Below are 24725 nucleotides of genomic sequence, written 5' to 3'. Positions count from 1 at the left end.
TTTTACGGTTTAGAGATTATATTTGTGTGCGTCATTACTACTGCTCCATTTCGAGCAAGCATTCTGCCATTTGCAGTTGAATATGCTCCCATTGTTATAGATTGCAAGGCTAATATATTCCCTTCAAATTTTGTGTAGTTTCCAATAGTTGCAGAACTTCCCGTTTGCCAATACACATTCTTAGCAAGTGCTCCACCACTAAGTTTTATATTTCCACCTGCACCACCAACAGTAGTAAAAGCAGATGCGACTTGGAAGATCCAAACGTCAGTTGCAGAACCGGTAAGAGTCAAATCTCCATTTTGTACTAAAAGTGTGGATGTTGATTTGTATATACCTGCAACAAGTGTTTTTCCGCCCTGATCACCGGATACAGTTATTGGCGCACTATAAGAAGCTCCTTCTGCAAAAAGATATGCATTAGTCAGGTCTAGTTTTGCTTGTGTTAGCAGGGCAGCAATCCCTACAGGGGCAGTATCATCAGAAGCATAAATAGCACCATTTATTATAACTGCGGGAGGAAAGCCTGTTATTGAAGAACGAACACCAGGACTGATACCCACATCCATATTATTAATTACACTGAAACCTGCATTATTACTTACTCCAACACCGGATAAAATTCCAAATCTTTCTGCTGATCCAAGATTTACTGTATTTCCAACCAAGTTTGAACTAGTACTAAAGTTCCAAACGTAATCGTTTGCCAGAGGAGTACCCGCTAAATTTTTAGCAGCTGTACTAATTGTTGCGGTATAAGTAGTCCCTGCTGTAAGTGGGCTTGTAGGAATAAAGGAAAGTGTAGTCCCTGAATAGGAAATAGCTCCTGCTACCGCTGTAGTACCATTTTTTAAAGTAAAGGTAGAATTACTAATAGTAGTAGGATCCATTTCTACACTAAAACCAGCAGTAATAGTTTTATTCAGAGCAACACCAGAAGAATTATTTTCAGGATCTGTAGTGACTACTGAAGGTCCACTAGTGGCGCCTGTGGTAAATGTCCAAACAAAGTTATTTGTAAGTGATGTTCCTTGTATATTTTTGACTCCAGTTGTGATCGTACTTGTATAGACGGTATTGACAGTTAAAGGAATACTAGGTACAAAATAAGCTTTTGTTCCGTTATAAGTAACCGTACCAGCAACGGAATTAGCGCCTTGTTTTAAGGTGAAATTGGTAGCGTTTACAGTCGCTTGATTCATTGGCATATTGAACTCTGCCGCAACCACTTTATTCAGAAATACATTGGTGGCATTGTTCAACGGATCTGTTTCTATTACCATTGGAGTAACTGTAGATCCGGTACTAAATGTCCAAACATAGTCTACTTGTAATGCATTTCCCATTACATCTTTAACGGATGTTTTAATTTTACCGGTATAGGTTGTGTTCGCAGATAATGGGGATGTAGGATCAAGTGTAGCAGTTGTTCCACTGAATGAAACAGTTCCTGTAACTAAAGTGGAGCCTTGTAAAGTAAAAGAGGATTGGTTAAAAGTTGATGCGTTCATCTCCTCATTGAAAATAACGGTAATCGATTTGTCTAGTGCTACATTAATAGCTCCATTTTCAGGGCTTGTCGAGACAACTTCTGGACAAACACCATCAATTTCTTGAAAGTCATCCTTAGCGCAACCAGAAATTAATGCAATAAATAGTATTGCAAAAGTTACTAATAAATTTTTAATTTTCATTTTTTGTTTATTTAGGGGATTAAGTTATATGCAGACAAAGGTGAGTTTATTAAAGTAGGAATATGTTATGGAATTAGCGAAATTACTTGCAAGATTTACTCTTGTAAATTGTCATCTTTACTTTTATGTATTAAAAATCAATTAGTTATATTTTGTGTTTGCTTAACGCAATATTAAAAGAGAATAGTGGCCTTTTACAGGATCTCTTTACAGTTTAAAAGCTTTTTTGTAGTTTTATATCGATGTTCAATTTTAAGTTCAAAAAAGTAAATAGCGTAAAATGCAAAAATTAATTTTAAAAAAAGACATAAAAAAAATCAAGAATTTTCATTCTTGATTTGTAAATAATACGAATATAATCTGTTTATGTCTTTTTTTTCTTTTTACCTTTTTTTTCTAATGCAAAAATAAATGTTGTCAATTCATTTGTAAAAATATCCAGCGCTATGGTAGATTGTTTTATGTACTCTGAAAATTCCTTTAATTCATTTGGGGAATTTATAGATTCCTCAAGTAAATTGGCTAACCCAATGATATTGGCAATAGGTTGCCTCACTCTATGCGAGGTCATGAAGATCATTTCTTCAAGACCTTTTATATATTCTTTATGGTTTCTTTTGCTTTTTTAAAAAGCATTTATACTGTAGTTACATTGTTTTCCACACTGAAAATTGGAACAAATTGATATTGAGAATCTTTTTGTAACTGTAATTTAAAAATTTTAAATTTTAAATTCCTTTTTAGCTTCTACAAATTTAGTTTCTCCCTTGCCAATTAAATTTTCGCCTTCGTTCCAAATTTTCTCATACTTTTGAGTTATTGTCCCTAATAAAGAGTCTAATTTGCCTTTTAGTTCATCAGCATAATCATTGCTTTTGTCCATGATTTTTCTTCTTGTTTTTTCTCCTTTTTCAGGCGCAAACAAGACTCCTAATAATGCTCCTACGGCAACTCCTCCTAATACTCCTAATATAATTTTATCTGCTTTCATAATGTTTATTTTTAATAACAATGAATTTAAATTCCTCGGCCTTTTATCAGTCTCAATATCACTGCTATTACAGCTATAACCAAAAGGATGTGAATAATTGATCCCGCGCTGTATGCGAAGAACCCAACCGCCCAAAAGATAATTAAAATTACGGCTATGGTATATAATAGATTGCTCATGATTTTAGTTTTTAATGATTAATATTTTAATTTCTAGTTAAGTCTAAGTCCCACATATACGCTCAATACGCTATTTTTTGCATCAGGATAAGTGTAATTAGTACCGGAATAATTTCTTTCTTTTCCTACTTTGGTTAAACCATAATTATATCGTACTCCAAAGTTTGCAACATCTAAATCGATACCAATACCTCCGGAGATACCGGCGTCAAACTTATTGAAATCATTGGTGTCTAATTCACTTTCGGAACTAAATAAGTTAGAATCATTGGTTGTTTTACCACTTACCATATAAGCGGCATAAGGCCCAACATGGACATTAAAATTATCGGTAAGATTCATTACCAATAAGACTGGTACTTCAATATAATTGACATTGAATTTAGCTGTTCCGTTAGCAAAAGAATTGTTGTACACCAGTTCTGCTCCTTTTGTGGTATAGTTAATCTCAGGCTGAATAGCAATAGCATTAGTAATGGGAAGCTTAGCATATAAACCGGCATTAAAACCTGTTAATACATTATTGTCATCTACATTATCCGTGTAAAGATTTGAGAAATTTAATCCTCCTTTAAAACCAAAAGAAGCTGTTTTTTCTTGTGCTTCAATAGTTGTAAAAGTGATAAGGCTTACAAATAGTGAAGCTAAAATAATTGATTTTGATTTTTTCATTTGTTTAATTTTTTAATTAAAAAATTGTTCTTTGCAAAGATGCAACTGTTTCAAAATAATTATGTTACAATACTTTTTGATAAGTTTATATTATTCACACTTTTTTCAATCTCCAAATTTTTCTTTTGATTTTTATTTTTGTCTTTCCAATTTCCTTTTAAATCTGATTCATTCCGCTTTATTGATAATTACCTGTGAAAGAATTGTCACTTTACAAAGTTCAGCTCTTTATACCTAAAAACGATTACATAACTTTTAGGATTAGTTACATTATTCACGGGTTACAGACTAAGGCTTAGAGCCACATGTATTTTGCCTCATTCATTTCATATACCGGAATTGATTAATTGGCAGTTCTAGGGTGATTAATAGTGTATTCTTTAAGGATATTTTCTAAAGACTTGTAGTAATTTGTTAATGTTTGGATATTTATTTCAGGATTTGAAATAATTGGAACAGTGATGGGAATCTCCGCTAGGTATTTAGATAACTCAGGATACTGGTCGTGTATTTTTATCGTAATTTCAAGAATAGATTCGCTAAGTTGTTTTTCTGTTTTCATACTAAAATAGTTTAAGGTAACCTTTATTTTTTTAAAAAAGATGCAATCAAATTCACGAATTTCATCTTTAATAATTAGAATAAATACTTGATAAAGTAGTGGTTATAAAGTAAATTTATTCAAAATACGGTTGTTTATTCCAGAGTAAGAATTGTTATTGCGGGTTTCATGTCCTAAGGTTTTTTTGGATTATTGCTATTCCAAAAAAAGAAAAGGTAACTTTTTAAAAATAAAACCTACCAGGTATGGATTCATATCAGGTAGGTTTTATAAATTTAAAATTTGTTGGTAGACAAAATCATCTGCATCCCCGGATATTGAATATCTCCGTCATCTTCAGCAGTTATAAATATTTTTGACGGCTTGTAGGCTGTAACTGTTTCAAAAGTTGCTCTAAGTTTTGAGGACAAAAATCCGCTATCGCTTTTTATTTGACCAATATTTCTCACAATATCCCCGTCTGTTTCCATCCAGACAACGTAAACATTTTTTGAAGGCTGTAATCTGTTTACTTCGGCTAAATCTGATATTTTTATTTTTATCAAATAATTTTTGTTACTGTCTTTTGTGACATTTACCGAGCCATTTGCTACGGGGACCACAATAGAATTTTGAAAAGCAATGTTTTTACCACATGAAGAAATCGAAAGCAGCATCAGCATTGCTAAACCACCCATAAATATTTTTTTTAAATCAGCACTTATTTTCATTTTAGTTTTATTTTAAGAGTATATATAATACAAATTTAAGTTTTTTTATTAAATTAGTTGTTGAATAACTTTTATTTAAACTTGTAATATTCACAGATTAATAAAAAATTTATTCTTTGTAATTAATTACTTTGTTTCTTGTCTTTCATAATTAAAACAACTCCTCCAATAGCAAGTACAGCCCCTATAATGGGGAACCATTTTATTGGATGGTTTACTTTTTTATTTATTTGTATTGGGCCTATATCAACAATTTTTTCAGTGGTTACATAGTTAAAGCTGTTGTAAAGTAACAGAATTACTCCTAAAAAAATCATCGCGATTCCAATGGTTCTTGTTTTCATTTTTTTTTATTTAAAAGTGATTGTATGGAGATGCGTTTATGCTTTTGAAAAATATTCTTTTACAAAGGTATGTTGCTGATTTGGTGTCATCTGATTGGGATGTTTGATTTCGAATTTTATTTTAAAAAATGTTCATTCTCACTCAAGAAATCAAACAGTTCCAGTGGGTGTGCTTGAGCAAATGGCTTTTAAAGTACAGCTATAGAGTTGTCAATTTGGCATAAAACAATTTAAATTATAAGATAATTCCGTTCTATTTATGGAGTGTTGTTTTGACAGTTGTGCAGAGTGAAGATATTTTATTATTCATCTTTTGTTGTACGAATCAGACTAATACCTGAAGCGAAAAATACGGCACCTAATATGCCATAAATAAAGAGGGATTTAATGTCACTAATATCGTCTGAGGCACTAGAAAATAATACCGCAGTATAGATTAGACCGCTAATTCCAAGAAAAGTAAGTACAGTTCCAAAGATTCTTTTAAGATTCATATTTCTTTTTTTTAAATGGATTGCTATAGTTTTAGTAATTTCTCGTGAAAGTCTAATTAGAAACAAATACACAAAATAAAAATATCTTCAAACAGCTGTAAATAATGGCATTACAATACAAATGTATTCCGATTAGACTTTACGAGTGTTATATAATTGTCTATAAAAGTTACATCATTCACACTTAAAAAAAAGGGATTTAGTATTACATTCTATCCATGAACCAATTCAATTCCTTTGTCATTTTTTGATATTTAAAAATAGTTTTGATATTTTTATTTAACCGAATAAAGGCAGTTTCACTTTTTACTACATAATCAAATGCTTTGTGATGCATACAGTTTACTGCAATTTCAATCTTATCCTGTGAGGACAACATGATCACTGGAATATCTGGATTGAAAGCTTTAATTTGATCTAAAGTTTTAATTCCGTTTATGGCATTTTTCTCAATACCATCAAGTTGGTAATCTAAAATGATCACATCTGGATTATTGGATATATTTGCCAAGCAGTGTTCACCGGTAGAGAAGGTTTCAACGATAAAATCAGTATTTGTGGTAAATTCAATTTCTAAAGATTTTAAAAATAATGCATCATCATCTACTAAGAAGATTTTTATTTTATTTTCGTTTTTCACTATTATGTGTTTTTAATTATATTAAGTTCTTCCTCTAGTTCAATACAGGCTTGCAGACAAATTTTTTCTAGTTGTAATACTAAATCATATATTCCCTCTGATTGATCTTGTGTAATTGCAAAGTTCTGAATTTTTTTTGCCATATTTTCAAAATCACTGTTAATACCCATTATGGCAAATGAAGGGATCATTTTATGAGCAGCAGCGCCTAATAATTTCCAGTTTTTGTCCTCTAAACTTTGCTTTATAGTATTCATTAAAGGAGGTGTTTGTACTAAATACAGGGATATCATTTCCATCATTAAGGTTGGATTTGATTTTGTTTTTTGATTCAAATAAATCAAATCAATACATTTTATTTTTTTCTCTTTACTATTGTTTTCCTTTAAACCGTTATTAAGTTTTTCACTCAGTTTTTCCAGTTTTGGTTTTTTTAATATTCCAACAATTTTGCTGTACAGCAGTCTTTCGTCAACTGGTTTTGCAAGGTGGTCATTCATTCCTACCGATTTGCATTTAGCTAAATCAACTGTGGTGACATCAGCAGTTAAAGCAATAATTGGGACTTTTGAATTCATTTTCTTACGGATATACTCTGTAGCTTCAAATCCGTTCATCTCTGGCATTTGTAAATCCATTAGAATAATATCGTACTCTTTCGCTTTTAGTTTTTCGATAGCTATTTTCCCGTTTTCGGCAATATCGCACTCAAATCCAAAATCGTCTAATAATGTCTTCATTAGCAATTGATTGAGCGGAATATCTTCAACTACTAAGACTTTAATATTCTTGATTTCGGTATCTAATTCGATTAACTCATTTTCTAATTCAACATCGGCATTTGTTTTCTGAAAACTTAAAGTAAAACTAAATGTAGAACCTTCATTTAGGGTACTTCTTACCCTTATAGTCCCGCCTTGTGGCTCTATCAGCTGTTTGACAATTGCCAGACCTAGTCCCGTTCCTCCGTACAATCGTGAAGTTCCACTGGAAGCTTGTTGAAAATTTTCAAATATTTTGTCTATTTTTTCTTCTGGGATACCAATTCCGGTATCAGTAACGGCAAATTCAATAATGACTCGATCTTCGTCTTCATGTATCAAATGTACGCTTACTGTAATGTTTCCTTTTGATGTAAACTTTACGGCATTGCTCACGAGGTTTAAAATAATCTGATGCAAACGCACCGGGTCTCCCACAAGTACATTTGGTATTTTACTGTCGTATTGCTTTATTAATCGTAAGTTTTTTTCTTGAATTTTTGTTTCAAATAAATGCAGCATAGCTGATATGGATGATTTCATTTTGAAAGGTTTTTTTTCAAATGTCATCTTTCCTGCGTCAACTTTTGCTAGATCGAGTATGTCGTTGATCAGCACAATTAGGGCATCACCACTCATCTTAATCGCACTGATGTATTCTTTTTGTTTGGGTGTCAATTCTGTTTTCAAAACCACTTTTGTAAATCCAATGATGGCATTCATTGGGGTACGTATTTCGTGACTCATATTTGATAAGAATTGTTGTTTTGCTTTTACGGCATTCTCTGCTATAATAGTGGCGCTTTCAGCATTTTTTTTAGCTTCTTCAGCAATTTCTGTAGTTAACTCAGCAAAAACTCTGGCCTCAATCAACTCTGTCGCAATTCTTTTTTGCTCAGTAACATCTCTGGCAACAATTACTACACCAAGGATGTTTCCTTTGTCATCTTTGTATACGGATCCGTTGAATAATACATCTGTTAGTTTGCCGTCTTTATGCCGTAGTGTAAGTGGTGAATCTGCAACAGATCCTTTCTCAAATACTTCCTGATATACTTCTCTTGCGTTTTGTTGTTCCGTAAAATAATCAAAAAAATCAGAATCAGTAAGTTCCTCTCGAGGGATTCCTGTGATATTTACTAAGGCTTCATTCATGTCAGTAATTTTTCCTTTGGTATTAATTGTAACCAATGGATCACGACTCGCTTCAATTAAACTGAGTGAATACTGATACGCTAATTTTGCGTTGTACGTAAGTTCCTCTAGTTTTTTATTTACAATTTCTCGTTTTTCTTTTTCTTTACTTTGAAATAAAAGCTCCTTATTGGCAATAACTAATTCATCCGCGCGTTTTTCTTTTTCATTGTTTTGAAAAGCCAATTCTTCATTGGCAATAACTAATTCAGCAGCTCGTTTTTCTTTGATCTTGTTTTGAAAAGCAAGTTCATTGTTTGCAATTTTTAAATCTAGCGCCCATTTTTGTTTTGCACTATCTCTAGCAACAATTAGTACGCCTATTATAGTTCCTAAATTATCTTTGTATACAAAGGCATTAAACAATACATCCGTAAAACTGCCATTCTTATTTTGAATTGTAAGCGGAAAATCAGACACAGCCCCTTTCTGGAGAACTTCATGATAGATGTCTTGTATTTTTTGTTTTTCTGTAAAATAATCAAAAAAGTCAGAATCAATTAAAAAATCGCGAGTAAATCCCGTTATATGTATTGTCGCTTGATTTATATCCGTAATTTTCCCTTCCGTATTTATTGCAATTATGGGATCCAGACTGGCTTCTATTAAACTTCTTGCGTATTGTGATTCTTGATTTTTAATGATTTCTGTTTTATTTATGAAGGTAGATAAATAAGGTGTTGATTGTTCTAATTTAAATTCCCGATTTCTTCAATTGGGCTTCGTCTTTTATCTTTTAATTTTTTAAAGTGAGAAGGGGAAAGTCCGGTTACTTTTTTGAACTGACTTGATAAATGGGCAACACTGCTGTAATTCATTTTCCAAGCGATCTCAGTTATATTTAATTCGCCGTAAATAATTAATTCTTTGATCCGTTCTGTTTTATGTGAAATTATAAATTGTTCAATTGTGGTTCCCTGCACTTCTGAAAACAAGTTAGATAAATAGGTGTAGTCGTGATTTAAGAGTTGGCTCAAATAATCGGAAAAATTGATCTTAATATTTTCAGTTGAATGGTGCACCATTTCGATAATTATATTTTTAATTTTTTCAATAAGCATTGACTTTTTGTCATCCATCAATTCAAGTCCAGAATCTAAAAGTGCAATTTTTAATTGTTGTCGTTGCTCCAAAGTAATATTTTCCATAATTTCAACTTCTCCTAAATCGACAACCATAAAGTGAAGGTTTAGTTTTTTTAGCTCTTCTTTCACTGCAATTTTACAGCGATTGCTTACCATGTATTTTATATATAGTTTCAAAAATATTTCTTTTACAGTTTAGACAAAAATAGCTTCTAGTAATAAAGGTACATTATATAATTTAACTTATAAGTTATATAATTAAAGGTATTCTATTTTTAATAGGATATTAATCCGAAATATTCAATTGAATTATAGTAATTAATTTTTTACAATTAGTAAATTTCGTTAAATATTTTTCACCAGTAATATTCTAGCAATTTTAAAATAATTGGCATTAAAACTATTTTTGGAATTTAGTATTTCTATTCTGTTTTGCAACAACTATTCCTGAAGAAAAAATGCAGTGCTATTTTTTAAAAAATTATTTCATCAAAAATGAATTTACCCAATCTAATGATTTAATAGAGGAAACTTTATTTTCTTCATTCATTGTAACTCGAAGTTCCTTGTTGGCTACTTTTTTAGTATATGATGCCTTGTATCTGAAAAGAGTACTTCCGTTAAAATTGTTTTTATATACCTCAACTAACTGAAGATCAATAAAAGTTCCATAATATTGGCGAAAACGCGTACAGGTCTTTGTCAGTCTTTCTTCGGTGGTGTTTTTTATTACTGACGTTGTGGCTTCATTGAGGTTAAAAGGCTTGAATTTTGAAGTATTACAGGTCATCAAAACTCGCTTTCCTAATTCATACGCTTTGGCTTTTTGATCCGCATCGATTGCTGTTAAGTCTAGCTTCACAATTTTAGCGTTCTCAAATTCGGGTTCTGGGGCAATTACAATAGTTTTTGATTTGCATCCAATAAGTAAAAGAATGCTAAATACAATAATTATTTTTTTCATGATTTATTTAATTTTTAATAGGATATTAGGATCCGGACAATTTTTCAAATAGTAGCTCAAATCATTTTTGCTGCAGACACCCGGATAATCACCAAGGATTTTTGCTATTTTTTTTATAATCTGAAAATGCAAATGTGGGGCATAATCACCATTGACAGCAGAATCGCCTAATGTAGCCAGCTGACTTCCTTTTTCGTACACATCACCAATATTAATGTTACTAATGCTTTCAAGGGACAAATGACCGTATAAAGTATAGAATTTTTGATTTTCTATTTTATGTTCCAGAATAATAGTGGGGCCATAATCACCCACACCAGTATTGTAATTGAAGCTGTGGATAAATCCGTCTAATGCTGCCAGAACTGGCGTTCCTGCCTTGATCCATAAGTCTAGACCAATGTGAATGTTTCTTTCATCGGTTTTCGTGTCATTAAAAATTTCACTCCGTTTGTATAAATTTCTAATTTCATTATATCCTCCAAACGCAACTTTTGCATTATTTTGAGCTAAATAATCCTCAATATATTCTTCAAAGGCAACTGCGGTATGTATATTTCGTTTTGATAAGATTTCATTTGTATTGGATAAATCTAATGGCAGGTAGCTGTTGTAATCAATTGTTTGATCTATAACTTTAACATTTTGAATGTTGTGTAAGATAGTTTCTAGTTTTGTCATTTATTGGGTTTTAAAAAGCTTAAATTTAAATAAAAAAAGGCTGTATAAAAATTTTACGCCCGCTTTATAACTTTTAATTAGCAGATAGAACCTTTTAATTTGAGTGTACAAGTATAATTTTTAATTCCTAATTTTAAGATTTATTTATAAATAGGTACCGAGTTTAGCAGCTGAATTTTTCTTTTAAAACGTCATCAACTTTTCATGCTTATCCGTTAAATGGGATATACAATCTAATAATGGATTATCTAATGACTGTTTAGAAATGAGTTTGTGTATTTTTTCTATCAAAAAAAATCCCAATCGTTTCCAATTGGGATTCTAATTTATGAATTGGATCTTAGTATAAATTTGGATATTTTGATGGATTTACTTCATTCATCATACCATACACTTTTTCAAAAATATCTTCTATTGAAGGTTTAGAGAAATAATCACCATCTGTTCCGTAAGCAGGTCGATGTGCTTTTGCTGTTAGCGTTTGAGGTTTGCTGTCTAAATAATTATAACCATCTTGATGCTCAATAATTTGTTGTAAAACATAAGCTGAAGCACCACCAGGAACATCCTCATCAATTACTAAAAGACGATTTGTTTTAGCAATACTTTTTACAACATCTTGATTAATGTCAAACGGAAGCAAAGATTGTAGGTCGATAATCTCGCAATCTATACCTATTTCAAGGAGTTCCTTGGCAGCTTGCTGTACTAATCGCAAAGTAGAACCATAGGAAACGAGTGTAATGTCTGTTCCTTGTTTTAAGGTTTCAACTACTCCAATTGGTGTTTTAAATTCGCCATAGTTTAAAGGCATTTTTTCTTTCAATCGATAACCGTTCAGGCACTCAATGACTAAAGCAGGTTCGTCACATTCTAATAAACTATTATAAAAACCGGCTGCTTGAGTCATGTTTCTAGGAACTAAAACGTGAATTCCTCTAATGGCATTTATAATCATTCCCATAGGAGAACCAGAATGCCAGATGCCTTCTAAACGATGACCACGAGTACGGATAATTAATGGTGCTTTTTGTTTTCCTACGGTTCTATAGCGCAACGTAGCTAAATCATCACTCATGATTTGAATTGCATACAATAAATAATCTAAATATTGAATTTCGGCAATAGGGCGAAGACCTCTTAAAGCCATTCCAATCCCTTGACCTAAAATGGTTGCTTCACGAATTCCTACATCGGCAACGCGGAGTTCTCCGTATTTTTCTTGCATTCCTTCTAAACCTTGATTGACATCACCAATAGCTCCAGCATCCTCACCAAAAATTAATGTTTCAGGATATTTAGTAAAAATTGCATCAAAATTATCCCGCAAAATCATACGTCCATCTGTATCTTCCTTGGCATCTTCAGCATAAATAGGCAGAACTTTTTTGACAGAGAACACATTTAAATCCGTTTCCGAAAATAAGTTGCTGCTAAAATTCTTTTGTGTTTTAGCAGTGTAGGTTTTTATCCAAAGTGACAGTTCAGTTTTGCTATTTTCATTTAGGATTAAACGCAATACTTTTCGGGCTGTCACCAGAATTTCCTTTTTCAAAGGAGATTTGATACTGCTTAAATCAACGATATGTTTTAATATCGCTTCTTTGTTTTTGCTGCTTTCGGCTATTTTTTGTAATAGAGCGACTATTTCTTTTTGCTCTTCAATTATGGGTTCTAAAAATGCATTCCAGGCCGCTTTCTTGCCTTCTAAAACATCTTTTTTGGCTTGTGTATCAATGGCTTCAATTTCTTCAGGAGAAGCAATATTGATAGCAATCATCCATAATCTCATTTGACGGATGCAATCATAGTCTTTTTCCCAGGCCAATCGGTCCGTATTTTTGTAGCGCTCATGAGAACCAGAACTGGAATGTCCTTGCGGTTGTGTCAATTCATTTACGTGTATCAAAACAGGAGTATGATTTTCTCGGGCTATAGTGGCAGCTTTTTCATACGTGGCAATCAGGTCTGCATAATCCCACCCTTTTACTCTTAAAATTTCAAAGCCATTTGTGTTTTTGTCTTTTTGGTATCCTTTTAAAATTTCAGAAATATTTTCTTTTGTGGTTTGATGTCTTGCATGAACAGAAATTCCATATTCATCATCCCAAATACTCATTACCATTGGTACTTGTAAAACACCCGCTGCATTGATAGTTTCAAAAAATAAGCCTTCTGAAGTACTTGCGTTTCCTATGGTGCCCCAGGCAATCTCATTTCCTTGATTAGAAAAATTAGCTGCATTTGGTATTCCGGAGACTTGTCTGTAAATTTTTGATGCTTGAGCCAGTCCTAATAAACGTGGCATTTGTCCGGCAGTTGGGGAAATGTCAGCGCTAGAGTTTTTTTGTTTTGTTAAGTTTTTCCAACTTCCATCTTCATTTAGGCTATGGGTAGCAAAGTGACCGCCCATTTGCCTTCCTGCTGACATTGGTTCTTGTTCGATATCATTATGACCATATAATCCGGCAAAAAATTGTTGGATACTAAGTTCACCAATAGCCATCATAAACGTTTGATCCCGATAGTAGCCAGAACGGAAATCTCCATTTTGGAATGCTTTCGCCATTGCCAGTTGTGGTACTTCTTTTCCATCTCCAAAAATCCCAAATTTAGCTTTTCCAGTTAATACTTCCTTACGTCCTAAAAGACTGCATTCTCTGCTTAATATGGCTATTTTATAGTCATTTAATACTTCGATTTTGAAATCTTCAAATGTCAATGTAGTATTGGTTTTTTCTTTTATCATAATTGAAAAGTATAACTTTGAGGTGCAAATTTACTTAAAAAGTAGCTAGATTCATAATTCATTGAAATAAATATAATTAAATTATTGTAATTTATTCTAATAAAAAGCATCTTATTTTTTTAGTATATGTAATTTTAAAATCAATTCACTAAGAATAGTTTAATAATTAATGAGAATCTTATTGGATTAGAACCATTTTCGATTAAAAAGATTGATTAATGTTTTAGGTGAAAAAGTTACGATGAAGCGTATTTTTTCATTGTAATTGTTTTGGGCAATTTCCCATCCATTAGTAGAATAGACCGGAAAATATAATTCAAAATAGTCTGTGACTAAATTTAGGCGTATACCACTGTCATAGACAAATCTTTCTTTTACATTTTTATTTTTGATTAAACCAATGTCACCATATACTTCAATCCAGTTCCAGATACTATAACTGGCATTAAAGCTGGTAAGCCATCGATTGGCATAAGGCGTAGCAATTTTTGATTTAAAACCGCCTTCGGCTAATACATATTGTTGACTAAAAATCCCTGTACTTTCAGACCTTCCAAAATAATTGTAATCAAAAAGGTAATCCGTTGGCCGGTCTAATGCGAAGCTGAAAAAATCGGATTGCGTTTTATTATACAAAAAACTTCCCGCATACAACCGTAAATTAATTTGCCGGTTGTTTTCAAAGAGTTTTCGGTATTCAATTTCACCTGTAATTTTTCCGAATTTACCAGAAATTTGTAGATCCGTAGTAAAATTAAAATGGTTGGTAACTTCTGTTTTGGTATTAATATATCTCGCATCAAAAACAGAATAATTTTCGGGGGAGTTGTCAAGTACCAGGATGCTTTTTTCTTTATTGACAATTACTTGTCGGAATAAGAAAAGCTGTTTCCTATTGTCTCTGAAGTTGGGCTCTCGGATACGCAATTGCACCGTTGGATTTAGTCTAAGATACGCTGCATCCTGTGCATAATGAAAATAGGATCCACTTACTGAATATCGGGCATTATACAGCGTTGTGTTTCTAAAATTTTGGTTGACCACAAAAAATGCTGAACCAGATACGTTATTTGATTTAGTAGAATAAGATGGATTGACATCAAAAACAAAAGGCTTTTCCAGAATGGTTTTGTTATGCAATCTGATGCCGGGAGTTAAACCATCGTATAAATTGTAATATATTGACGGAACATACAGTACTTGATTGTAATAAGGATCCTCTAAGTCTTTCATGAAAACAAACTTTACAGGACGATTATTAGGGAAAAAACCTTCTAATTTCTTCCAGTTATTTCTTAAGTTATATTCTGGAACTTCATTTTTTAGATTTAAAATAATTTTGTCAGCATTATTTCTGGGTATCGTGAAAGTAGTATCGGTTTCATTAATATCCAGCCATTGCTTAAAAACAATTTGACCTTTTTTAGTACCATAAACTGGAATGGGAATAAGAGTTCCAGTTCTGTTTTTAATTGAAAAAGTGATACTGTCTTGGGTTTTTAAGACGCTTGAAAATTTATAATCAATGATGTCTCTTGAATTAATGATTGTATTAAAAAACCAACTGATATCTTTAGTTGTATTTGATTTTAATAAAATTTCAAAATCGGATCTCGATACTTGTTCCAACTGATTTTTTTTATAAAATTGTTGAATACTGGTCTTTACAGCATCATTTAACAAATAATCATCCAGAAACCGAATGCTTAATCCCGCACGGTATTTACTGGCAATTTGTTCATTGAATTTTATTAAAGTGTTCTTTGGATCGCCTAATGGCTGATCCAGATTTTTGCGAGCCATCAACATATAGAAATAACTGTATTGTCCATTAAAGTCAATATTGGTCAGATTGAAACTTTTTAGCAATCGGATGTTTGATGCACTGCCCATCATTTTAGCTTTGGGATGATTTTCATCCATATATTTCATCATCGCATAAACTTGAATACCATCATAAATCCAATTGTCTTTTCTAGGATCCAGATGTAAACTCTTTTTTAAATATTCATTTAAATAGGCTTTTAGAAATTTGATTTCGAAAATAAATTCATCAGAAAAAGGACTTATAAATGAGGGAAGCTGATTCAATCCATAAAACGGATTTTTCTCATAATCCGTTTGGGAAACTACAATTCTTTCGTAAGGATATTTTCCAATCAAATCACTTGCGAAATTCACAATTCGGTCAATTGCAATTGCTTTTTGAATGTTGTCTAATTTGTTGCTTTTCATATCCGTCAGTACTTCAACTGAACTGTTTTTGTAACTCTCAAAATTCAATTTAGGCTCAATGATCAGACTGAAATCAGTTCTGTTATTCCCCCACAATTTGTAGTTTGAAAAGCCATTATTATCAGTTGTTTTCTCACTGTTTAAATCGGATGTTGCTTCTAAAGTAGTGGGTATTTTAAGATCAATTTCAAAGTTAGAAATAGCATTGGCAATATCATCCAGATTATTATTACTGTTTTTGATAAAAGCATGGTTTTCATAACGCGCAGGAGTAAGGTACCAGTTTTTAAGGTTTACAGTTCCATTGTTGTGGTAACCAAATTTTGTAAATTTTTCGCTGGGGATTTTAGTAATGTACGAGAGATTTAAATTGATTTTCTGGTTTGGAAGTAGCGGATTTTTTAATTGGACAACTACATAATCAGGATTTTTCTCTGTCCTTTGCCAAGACAAAAACTGCTGAGTGGCAGCTGTAATAATTAAATTTATTGTGCTACCACGCTCTTCTTCTTTGGCTAAATGAAATCCTCTATAAAATTCATCCGAAAATCGTTTGGCTAAAGGCGTATTTTTATTGGAAAAGGCATTATTCCAGTCATTCAAAACAATAGATGTCAACGTATCATCGGACTGATTATTAAAAATGATTTCCTGCTTAATATCCAATGTCTTTTTTTCAATATTTAACACTACAGAGATGGTAGAGTGCTGCTGTGCATATTGATTCAATGTAGCTAATAAAAAAAGAATGTAACAGAATATTTTAAGGTATGATTTCAAATTCAGATATTGATTTATTAAAAAAATAAATGTACTTATAATTAGATAGTATTCTTACTAGGGATCTTAAAATAAAACAAAAAAAAGAAGCTGTTTTGAAGCAACTTCTTTTTTTGTTTAAAAATTTGGAGATAAATCGTATTTCTTGTAAAAGGCATTCAGGACGTCAACCACTTCATCTTCTGTGTCTACAATTTTAAATAAATTCAAATCTTCGGCATGAACTGTACCTTCTTTTTCCACTAAAACCGTTTTTATCCATTCAATTAATCCTGCCCAAAAGCTGGAACCAACAAGTATAATTGGGAATCGAGCAATTTTTTTGGTTTGTATTAAAGTCATCGCTTCAAATAATTCATCCATCGTTCCAAAACCTCCTGGCATCACTACAAAACCTTGAGAATATTTGACAAACATCACTTTGCGAACAAAGAAATAATCAAAATTAAGGTTTTTATCACTGTCAATATATGGGTTGAAATGTTGCTCAAAAGGCAGTTCAATATTCAATCCTACTGATGTTCCACCACCCAAATGTGCACCTTTGTTTCCTGCCTCCATAATTCCTGGACCACCGCCAGTGATTACACCATAACCGGCCTTACTGATTTTATAGGCAATCTTTTCAGCAAGCAAATAGTAGGGGTCTTCAGGCTTTGTTCTGGCAGAACCAAAAATGGTTACGCACGGACCTATGCGTCCCATGCTCTCATAACCATTAACAAATTCGGCCATGATTTTAAAAATCGCCCAACTATCATTGGTCCTAATTTCGTTCCAAGTCTTTCTTTTCAGTCGGTCTTGGATTACTCTATCTTCGTCGTTATCAAAATCTTCTAATCTCATTTTCAAAAATATATTTTAATTTCTCTTTTTTTTGGAGCTATTTCCTGCTATCCATTTCAATCTTTATTGTTTTAAAGAAAAACAATAAAGGATTTTCATTGCTATCAGGGCTAAGCAAATTTAATACGTTTGCTCTTCAATGGATTTTGTTATTTTAGATATAACTTTACCAGTATGTTCAGTAGTTTTTGATTCTATCAGCATTATTAAACAGTCGTCAGTTGACGAAACTCTGTGGTTTATACCTTTTTTTACCACAAATAAATCTCCTTTTTTCATAGTGAATTTAGGTTCGTTTTCAATTTCCATTAAAAGTTCTCCTTCTACAATGTAAAATAATTCATCTTCATTTTCATGATTATGCCATGGTAAATCTTGGCCTTTGATTTTTGCCACTTTAATAAATTGATCATTAACTTCACCAATTATTTTAGGTGAAAAATAGTTTTCGACACTACTGAACGCTTCTTTTAAATTCATAATTTCCAAAAATTATTTTTTTATTTTTTATGTATACTAAAGTAATTCTTTTTTCAAGAATTGCGCCGTATAGCTTTTCTTATTTTTAATAATTTCTTCCGGAGTTCCTTTGGCAATGAGTTGTCCGCCGCCTTTTCCGCCTTCAGGACCAATATCTATAATATAATCCGCAAGTTTAATCACGTCCATATTGTGTTCGATAATCAAAATCGTATTTCCTTTGTCAACCAGTTTATTGATCACTTCCATCAACACTCGAATGTCTTCAAAATGCAAACCAGTTGTGGGTTCATCCAGAATATAAAACGTGTTCCCAGTATCTTTTTTAGATAATTCTCCCGCCAGCTTAATGCGCTGTGCCTCACCGCCGGAGAGTGTAGTGCTTTGTTGTCCAAGGGTAATATATCCTAATCCAACATCCTGAATAGTTTTTACTTTTCTATAAATCTTCGGAATCATTTCAAAGAACGGAACCGCTTCATCTACTGTCATATTCAACACATCCGAAATGGATTTTCCTTTGTATCGAATCTCCAAAGTTTCTCTGTTAAAACGCTTTCCTTGGCAGGTTTCACATTCTACATATACATCAGGTAAAAAATTCATTTCAATCGTTCGCACTCCAGAACCTTGGCAGGTTTCACAACGTCCGCCTTTGACATTAAAACTAAAACGTCCGGCTTTATATCCCCGAATCAGACTTTCAGAAGTCATCGTAAACAGATTTCTGATTTCGGTAAAAACTTCGGTATAAGTTGCAGGATTAGAGCGGGGCGTTCTGCCAATCGGACTTTGGTCAATATCAATCACTTTATCAATATGTTCCAGTCCTTCAATTTTTTTATACGGTTTTGGTTTTTTGACACCATTAAAATAATACGCGTTCAAAATAGGGTAGAGCGTTTCATTAATTAACGTAGATTTACCACTTCCGGAAACTCCAGTCACGCAAATCATTTTGCCCAAAGGCAATTCTATCGAAACATTTTTCAAGTTATTTCCGGTTGCTCCGGTCAGTTTTAGGAATTTCCCATTTCCCTCCCGACGTTTTGCTGGAACCTCAATTTTCATCTTCCCATTGAGATATTGTGCCGTAATGGTATTTGAGGCCATTGTTTCTGCAGGAGTTCCAATGCTAATGATTTCTCCTCCGTATTTTCCTGCTTTTGGTCCAATATCAATTACATAATCTGCACGTTCAATCATATCTTTATCGTGTTCTACCACAATTACAGAGTTTCCAATATCGCGTAATTGTTCCAGGGAATGAATCAATTTATCATTATCTCTTTGGTGTAAACCAATACTTGGCTCATCCAAGATATATAAAACACCTACAAGTTGCGAACCAATTTGAGTCGCTAATCGAATGCGTTGTGCTTCACCACCCGAAAGTGATTTAGAGCTTCGGCTTAAAGCCAAATAATCCAAGCCTACATTCATTAAGAAGTTCAATCGATCCTTAATCTCTTTGATGACTTCGGTAGCGATGCGTTTTTGTTTGTCGGATAAATGATTTTCTAAGTCATTAAACCAAACCGTTAGATCCGAAATATCCATATCGCACAATTCGGTACTATTCTTTTCATTGATTTTAAAGAACATCGCTTCTTTTTTCAAACGGGAACCGTCACAAACCGGACATTTTATTTCATCCATAAATTCCTTTGCCCAGCGCTTGATTGATGTAGAGCCGCTTTCATCATGTTGGTTTTTTATGAAATGTGAAATCCCTTCAAAATCAATTTTGTATTCTCGGGCAACGCCTAAATCTTTTGAGTTGATGGTGAATTTTTCTTTTCCGCCATTCAAAATCATTTCCATCGCTTCCTGCGGAATGGTTTCTATGGCATCCGTCAATTTGAAACTATATTTTTCGCCTATGATTTCAAGTTGCTTAAAAATCCAAGATGACTTGTATTCGCCCAAAGGCGCAAAACCGCCATTTTTTATGGATAATTTTGGATTTGGAATAATCTTTTTTTGGTTAATTTCATTGACTGTTCCTAAGCCATTGCAATGATCACAAGCGCCTTTTGGGGAATTGAAAGAAAATAAATTGGGTTCGGGATTCTGATAGGAAACTCCAGTAGTAGGACACATCAAATTCCGGCTGAAAAATCGTACTTCATTGGAATCTTGATCCAAAACCATCAAGACGTTCTCCCCATGATGCATGGCTGTATTGATGCTTTCCGACAAACGTTTCTCGTTATCTGGGTTGGCTTCAATCACCATTCGATCCACAACAATTTCGATGTCGTGTGTTTTATAACGGTCTAATTTCATTCCCAAAGTAATATCCAATACATCGCCGTTTACGCGAACTTTAAGAAAACCTTGCTTGGCAATTTGTTGAAAAAGCTCCGCATAATGTCCTTTGCGAGACCGAATAACTGGCGCTAAAATATTGATTCGCTTTCCGGTAAAATCTTGAATAATCAAATCTTTGATTTGCTCATCAGAATAGGAAACCATTTTCTCGCCGGTGTTGTAACTGTATGCATCAGCTGCACGAGCATAAAGCAAACGTAGGAAATCATAAATTTCAGTGATAGTTCCCACGGTGGAACGCGGACTTTTACTGGTCGTTTTTTGTTCAATAGCAATTACAGGAGAAAGTCCGTCAATTTTATCCACATCGGGACGTTCCAAGCCACCAAGAAACTGGCGTGCATAAGCCGAAAAAGTTTCTACATAACGGCGTTGCCCTTCGGCATAAATAGTATCAAAAGCTAAGGAGGATTTTCCAGAACCTGAGAGACCGGTAATTACAACCAGTTTTTCCCGAGGAATAGAAACATCTATATTTTTTAAGTTGTGAACGCGAGCGCCTTGAACTTCGATGGTATTGTCTTTGTCTAACATAATTTTTCGCAGATTCCGAATTTTTCGGAAACAAAGTTACTATTTTGATTTATTCTTTCGATAGAACACTTTAGAAGTTTGTGTTAAAAGTAATTACGAAATTATTCTATCGTCATCGATTTTAGTTTAGTTCTGTATGCCTCAAGCGCAATAGATTTAGAAATAAAACCATAATATTTGTCGTTTTTGAGTACTGGCAAAAAGGCTACTTTAGATTTTTCAAATTTATTCATGACGGTTTCCATACTGTCATCCGGAGTGACTGTTTCCAAAGGTTTTATCATAATATCTTTGACCAAAGTATATTTAACTCTATAGGTATTGAATATTATTTCCCGAATAGTATTAAAATGAACCATTCCTAGAAGTTGATTTTCTGGATCTACTACAGCAAAAATTACTTGATTGGAATGTGATATCAAATCTACTAATTTTTCTAAATTTTCATTTGGCGTGACCGTTAAAAAATCCGTTTGAATAATAGAATTTGTTTCTAATGTGGAAAGAACATTGGTATCTTTATTGCTGGTAAATGCATGTCCTTTTTGAATAAGATTTTTTACATCCATAGAATGTTTTTCAAAACGCTTTGAAATAGCAAAACTGATAGAAGAAACAATCATAAGTGGAATCATTAAATTATAACCTCCTGTAATTTCAGCAATTAAGAAAATCGCAGTCAATGGCGCATGAAACAAGCCACTCAATATTCCGGCCATGCCAACCAAAGTGAAATTGCTGATAGGAAGTTTCGTTAATCCGGTTAAATTTAAAAATTTAGCAAAGAAAAAACCAACATAAGACCCCAGAAATAGGGAAGGTGCAAAATTACCTCCATTACCACCACTACTCAAGGTTATTCCTGTAGCAAAAACCTTTATCATCATGGTGCAACCTACAAACAATAAAAGCGCCCAACTATTATTTCTAAAACTACTGAATAAAGTGTTCTCCAATAATTTTCCGGGATCATTTTCGGATAATGTTTTGATACTTTCATATCCTTCTCCAAAAAGTGTTGGAAAAATAAAAATAAGAATGGCCAAAATAGAAGAACCAAATAAGGCTTTTTTATAAGGCGATAATTTAAGTCTGGCAAAAAAATGTTCTACCCTTTGAAAGTTACGGGAATAATAAACGGAAACAAACCCGGTAAACAAGCCTAAAAGTACGTAAAAAAAAAGGTTGTGATAATCAAAACTTTGCTGTTGCTTAAAGGACAGTAAGATGGCTTCATCCAAGGCAATAACGGATACTAATGCGCCTGTTGCTGCTGCAATCATAATGGGTGTAAATGCCGCAATACTCACATCAACTAATAACACTTCAATAGCAAATAATACACCCGCAATTGGCGCATTAAAAGCAGCGGCAATACCTGCGGCAACACCACAACCGATTAGAAGCGTTCGGTCTTTATAACTCAGTTTATATTTTTGGGCATAATTAGACCCAAAAGCAGCTCCTGTAATAACAATAGGGCTCTCCAGACCTGCAGACCCTCCTAATCCAACTGTTAGTGAGCTAGTAACAATTTGGGAATACATTTGTTTTTTTGGAATAATACTTGCTTTTTTGGCAACAGCATATAAAATTTGCGAAGTTCCTTTTTGTATGGTTCCTCCCAAAACTCTTTTGACTACAAAAACAGTAAGCAGAATACCAATTATAGGCAAGATACTATTAAGAAAACCTAATTTTAATATTCCACTGACATACGTGGCAAAAGAAAAAACCCAATGAGCAAAAGTTTTTAAAACGATCACGGCAAATGCAGAAGAGATACCAACTAAAACAGCAGATAAAAATATAAACTGTTTTGGAGTCAATAAAGACTGTGCTATGGCAATTATTACTTCTAATTTGGTGATCAACTTTTTGAACATTATATTTTTTTTAAAGGGGATGCAAAACTACTATTATTTTAATCCTAACAAATGTTTTTTAAAGCTTCTTTTGTGCTTAAGGGGTTTAAATTACAATTTGCGACAAACTGCTGCACAGCTTTTGGATCTATTTTGTGTAAAAGCGTTTTCTAAGGCGTGTGTAAATTTCATAAAAAAGTAAATTTGTCATCATTCCGAGCACAATCGACGGACTAAAATCCAACCGCTGTATCGTCACCTCTAAAATCAGCACCACCCTCTAATTTTTTAGTTGGTAAAACCAAAATCGCATCTACTTTTCCTATTACAGGTGTTGTTTTTTCATTGATGATGTATCCTCGGGACTTTAAGGTTTCAAAAGTTTTAGCATCGAAAGTATTAGGCTCAAAAGTGATTAAATCCGGTAACCATTGATGATGAAAACGAGGTGCGTTTACTGCTTGTTGCATGCTGAAATTATACTCAGAAACATTTAAAATCGTTTGCAATACGGATGTAATAATTGTCGAGCCTCCGGGAGAACCCACAACCATGAATAATTTGCCGTTTCTCTCCACAATTGTTGGCGTCATGGAACTCAGCATTCGTTTTTGTGGCGCAATACTATTAGCTTCATTTCCTACCAATCCAAACATATTAGGCACACCTGGTTTAGCACTGAAATCATCCATTTCGTTGTTGAGGAAAAATCCCAATTCATCACAATAGTATTTAGACCCGTAACCGTCGTTTAATGTTGTTGTTGCCGAAACAGCATTCCCAAACTGATCTACAATAGAATAATGAGTAGTTTCTGTACTCTCATTATAATTTACTTTTCCTTCTTTTATATCCGATGATAAGGTGGCTTTTTCAAAACTAAAATTCGACATTCTTTGTTTCAAATACGCATCTGCCATTAAGGCTTTTAAAGGAATTTTTACAAAATCAGGATCGCCCAGATAATAACTTCTGTCTGCGTAAGCCCTTCTTTCGGCTTCAACAATAACTTGAATGGCTTCGGTTGAGTTATGTCCCATTTTAGCCAGGTCGAAAGGCGCTATCATTTTGAATATTTCAGCGAGACATATTCCGCCACTGCTGGGTGGAGGCATCGAGATTATCTTTAAATCCTTGTAATCAAAAGTGAGTGGCGTCCTCCATTTGGCTTCGTATTGAGCCAGATCTTCTAAGGTGATGATAGCTCCTTTTTCTTGAAGGTATTTCACTAATATTTCAGCAGTTTTCCCTTTGTAAAATTCAGCTCTGCCATTTTTTGAAATCCTTTTCAACGTAGCTGCCAGCGCAGGATATTGTATTACATCATTTTCTTTGAAAGCAGTTGCAAATAACGTTTTGTTCCCATTTACTTTTATAATTCTATCTCGATAAGCAGCTAGTCGGTCTTCTTGTTTTTTGGTAACAATAACCCCTTTTTCGGCTAATGCAATTACAGGTTTCAGGATGTCTGCAATCGGTAATGAACCTAGTTTTTCATGAACTGCAAAAACACCGGCAATTGTTCCAGGAACTCCAATAGCCAGCGGAGACTCAGTACTTTTTCCTTTTATGACATTTCCTTTTTCGTCCAGAAACATGTTTTTCGTGGCTGCTATCGGCGCTTTTTCACGGTAATCTAACGAACCAATTTCACCGTTCGCTTTTCGGTACACCATAAAACCGCCACCGCCAAGATTTCCTGCAAAAGGGTAGGCTACTGCCAAAGCCAATTCGGTTGCCACCATCGCATCAAAAGCATTACCCCCTTTTCGCATGATTTCAACTCCAATTTTGGAAGCTTCTACCCGTGCCGAAACGACCATTGCTTTATCAGCAACCAATCCTGTGGGCTGAACCATTATATTTTGGGTTTTACACCCAATAGAAAGCATACATAGTAGAATACTAATTTTTTTCATTTGAATGTATAA

The 24725-nt window shown here is 33.4% G+C and carries 21 protein-coding genes; all 21 read right to left on the bottom strand.

The features are described 5' to 3' along the window. Positions 1-2: 2 nt before the first annotated feature. The 21 genes from EKL96_RS06710 to ggt all read right to left on the bottom strand — a co-directional run bounded on the left by EKL96_RS06710 (position 3) and on the right by ggt (position 24713). Complete coding sequence (locus EKL96_RS06710; protein ID WP_126459882.1) at positions 3-1694, bottom strand: Ig-like domain-containing protein; 1692 nt, start codon at positions 1692-1694, stop codon at positions 3-5. A 364-nt stretch (positions 1695-2058) separates the two neighbouring features. Then, the gene (locus tag EKL96_RS06705; RefSeq protein WP_126459879.1) at positions 2059-2265 is read right to left on the bottom strand and encodes a histidine kinase dimerization/phospho-acceptor domain-containing protein; all 207 of its coding nucleotides are present in this window, start codon (positions 2263-2265) and stop codon (positions 2059-2061) included. A 150-nt stretch (positions 2266-2415) separates the two neighbouring features. After that, entirely contained in the window at positions 2416-2685 is a 270-nt protein-coding gene (locus EKL96_RS06700; RefSeq protein WP_126459876.1) for a YtxH domain-containing protein, read from the bottom strand. 26 nt (positions 2686-2711) lie between these two features. After that, complete coding sequence (locus EKL96_RS06695) at positions 2712-2864, bottom strand: lmo0937 family membrane protein (RefSeq protein WP_126459873.1); 153 nt, start codon at positions 2862-2864, stop codon at positions 2712-2714. A gap of 33 nt (positions 2865-2897) precedes the next feature. Beyond that, positions 2898-3536 (bottom strand): porin family protein, encoded by a 639-nt coding sequence (locus EKL96_RS06690; RefSeq protein WP_126459870.1) that lies wholly within the window; start codon positions 3534-3536, stop codon positions 2898-2900. A gap of 343 nt (positions 3537-3879) precedes the next feature. Next, entirely contained in the window at positions 3880-4098 is a 219-nt protein-coding gene (locus tag EKL96_RS06685; RefSeq protein WP_126459867.1) for a hypothetical protein, read from the bottom strand. 275 nt (positions 4099-4373) lie between these two features. Beyond that, a complete protein-coding gene (locus tag EKL96_RS06680; protein ID WP_199739573.1) occupies positions 4374-4808 on the bottom strand; it encodes a hypothetical protein in 435 nt (144 codons plus the stop codon). A gap of 122 nt (positions 4809-4930) precedes the next feature. Beyond that, positions 4931-5152 (bottom strand): hypothetical protein, encoded by a 222-nt coding sequence (locus EKL96_RS06675; protein ID WP_126459863.1) that lies wholly within the window; start codon positions 5150-5152, stop codon positions 4931-4933. 302 nt (positions 5153-5454) lie between these two features. Further along, entirely contained in the window at positions 5455-5646 is a 192-nt protein-coding gene (locus EKL96_RS06670; protein ID WP_126459858.1) for a hypothetical protein, read from the bottom strand. A gap of 205 nt (positions 5647-5851) precedes the next feature. Further along, the gene (locus tag EKL96_RS06665) at positions 5852-6286 is read right to left on the bottom strand and encodes a response regulator (RefSeq protein ID WP_126459855.1); all 435 of its coding nucleotides are present in this window, start codon (positions 6284-6286) and stop codon (positions 5852-5854) included. A 2-nt stretch (positions 6287-6288) separates the two neighbouring features. Then, positions 6289-8883, bottom strand: a complete 2595-nt coding sequence (locus EKL96_RS06660; RefSeq protein ID WP_255416372.1) for an ATP-binding protein — start codon at positions 8881-8883, stop codon at positions 6289-6291. Positions 8884-8930: 47 nt separating this feature from the next. After that, positions 8931-9482 (bottom strand): helix-turn-helix domain-containing protein, encoded by a 552-nt coding sequence (locus EKL96_RS06655; RefSeq protein WP_126460145.1) that lies wholly within the window; start codon positions 9480-9482, stop codon positions 8931-8933. A gap of 325 nt (positions 9483-9807) precedes the next feature. Further along, positions 9808-10290 carry a hypothetical protein gene (locus tag EKL96_RS06650; RefSeq protein ID WP_126459849.1) on the bottom strand — a complete coding sequence of 161 codons (483 nt, stop codon included), beginning with the start codon at positions 10288-10290 and terminating at the stop codon, positions 9808-9810. 3 nt (positions 10291-10293) lie between these two features. Continuing rightward, positions 10294-10971 (bottom strand): peptidoglycan DD-metalloendopeptidase family protein, encoded by a 678-nt coding sequence (locus EKL96_RS06645; protein WP_126459846.1) that lies wholly within the window; start codon positions 10969-10971, stop codon positions 10294-10296. Positions 10972-11311: 340 nt separating this feature from the next. Then, positions 11312-13720: a thiamine pyrophosphate-dependent enzyme gene (locus EKL96_RS06640; RefSeq protein WP_126459843.1), complete on the bottom strand. Its 2409-nt coding sequence runs from the start codon at positions 13718-13720 to the stop codon at positions 11312-11314. Positions 13721-13906: 186 nt separating this feature from the next. Further along, positions 13907-16654 (bottom strand): aminopeptidase, encoded by a 2748-nt coding sequence (locus tag EKL96_RS06635; protein ID WP_126460142.1) that lies wholly within the window; start codon positions 16652-16654, stop codon positions 13907-13909. A 198-nt stretch (positions 16655-16852) separates the two neighbouring features. Continuing rightward, positions 16853-17581 (bottom strand): TIGR00730 family Rossman fold protein, encoded by a 729-nt coding sequence (locus EKL96_RS06630; protein ID WP_126459840.1) that lies wholly within the window; start codon positions 17579-17581, stop codon positions 16853-16855. Between the two features lie 120 nt (positions 17582-17701). Beyond that, the gene (locus tag EKL96_RS06625) at positions 17702-18061 is read right to left on the bottom strand and encodes a cupin domain-containing protein (protein ID WP_126459837.1); all 360 of its coding nucleotides are present in this window, start codon (positions 18059-18061) and stop codon (positions 17702-17704) included. A gap of 36 nt (positions 18062-18097) precedes the next feature. Then, positions 18098-20929: an excinuclease ABC subunit UvrA gene (gene uvrA / locus EKL96_RS06620; RefSeq protein WP_126459834.1), complete on the bottom strand. Its 2832-nt coding sequence runs from the start codon at positions 20927-20929 to the stop codon at positions 18098-18100. 101 nt (positions 20930-21030) lie between these two features. Further along, positions 21031-22815: a chloride channel protein gene (locus EKL96_RS06615; protein WP_126454883.1), complete on the bottom strand. Its 1785-nt coding sequence runs from the start codon at positions 22813-22815 to the stop codon at positions 21031-21033. Between the two features lie 212 nt (positions 22816-23027). After that, positions 23028-24713 carry a gamma-glutamyltransferase gene (gene ggt / locus EKL96_RS06610; RefSeq protein ID WP_126459831.1) on the bottom strand — a complete coding sequence of 562 codons (1686 nt, stop codon included), beginning with the start codon at positions 24711-24713 and terminating at the stop codon, positions 23028-23030. Positions 24714-24725 lie beyond the last annotated feature (12 nt).

This window comes from Flavobacterium sp. LS1R10, from assembly GCF_003968825.1.
GTDB lineage: Bacteria > Bacteroidota > Bacteroidia > Flavobacteriales > Flavobacteriaceae > Flavobacterium.
The sequence above is the reverse complement of the archived record's forward strand: the minus strand, read 5'-3'. Positions and strand labels throughout refer to the sequence as shown.

Coding starts and splice junctions, on each gene's coding strand:
- EKL96_RS06710 (WP_126459882.1), bottom strand. CDS start 1,694: ATGAAAATTAAAAATTTATTAGTAACTTTTGCAATACTATTTATTGCA.
- EKL96_RS06705 (WP_126459879.1), bottom strand. CDS start 2,265: ATGACCTCGCATAGAGTGAGGCAACCTATTGCCAATATCATTGGGTTA.
- EKL96_RS06700 (WP_126459876.1), bottom strand. CDS start 2,685: ATGAAAGCAGATAAAATTATATTAGGAGTATTAGGAGGAGTTGCCGTA.
- EKL96_RS06695 (WP_126459873.1), bottom strand. CDS start 2,864: ATGAGCAATCTATTATATACCATAGCCGTAATTTTAATTATCTTTTGG.
- EKL96_RS06690 (WP_126459870.1), bottom strand. CDS start 3,536: ATGAAAAAATCAAAATCAATTATTTTAGCTTCACTATTTGTAAGCCTT.
- EKL96_RS06685 (WP_126459867.1), bottom strand. CDS start 4,098: ATGAAAACAGAAAAACAACTTAGCGAATCTATTCTTGAAATTACGATA.
- EKL96_RS06680 (WP_199739573.1), bottom strand. CDS start 4,808: ATGAAAATAAGTGCTGATTTAAAAAAAATATTTATGGGTGGTTTAGCA.
- EKL96_RS06675 (WP_126459863.1), bottom strand. CDS start 5,152: ATGAAAACAAGAACCATTGGAATCGCGATGATTTTTTTAGGAGTAATT.
- EKL96_RS06670 (WP_126459858.1), bottom strand. CDS start 5,646: ATGAATCTTAAAAGAATCTTTGGAACTGTACTTACTTTTCTTGGAATT.
- EKL96_RS06655 (WP_126460145.1), bottom strand. CDS start 9,482: ATGGTAAGCAATCGCTGTAAAATTGCAGTGAAAGAAGAGCTAAAAAAA.
- EKL96_RS06650 (WP_126459849.1), bottom strand. CDS start 10,290: ATGAAAAAAATAATTATTGTATTTAGCATTCTTTTACTTATTGGATGC.
- EKL96_RS06645 (WP_126459846.1), bottom strand. CDS start 10,971: ATGACAAAACTAGAAACTATCTTACACAACATTCAAAATGTTAAAGTT.
- EKL96_RS06640 (WP_126459843.1), bottom strand. CDS start 13,720: ATGATAAAAGAAAAAACCAATACTACATTGACATTTGAAGATTTCAAA.
- EKL96_RS06630 (WP_126459840.1), bottom strand. CDS start 17,581: ATGAGATTAGAAGATTTTGATAACGACGAAGATAGAGTAATCCAAGAC.
- EKL96_RS06625 (WP_126459837.1), bottom strand. CDS start 18,061: ATGAATTTAAAAGAAGCGTTCAGTAGTGTCGAAAACTATTTTTCACCT.
- uvrA (WP_126459834.1), bottom strand. CDS start 20,929: ATGTTAGACAAAGACAATACCATCGAAGTTCAAGGCGCTCGCGTTCAC.
- EKL96_RS06615 (WP_126454883.1), bottom strand. CDS start 22,815: ATGTTCAAAAAGTTGATCACCAAATTAGAAGTAATAATTGCCATAGCA.
- ggt (WP_126459831.1), bottom strand. CDS start 24,713: ATGAAAAAAATTAGTATTCTACTATGTATGCTTTCTATTGGGTGTAAA.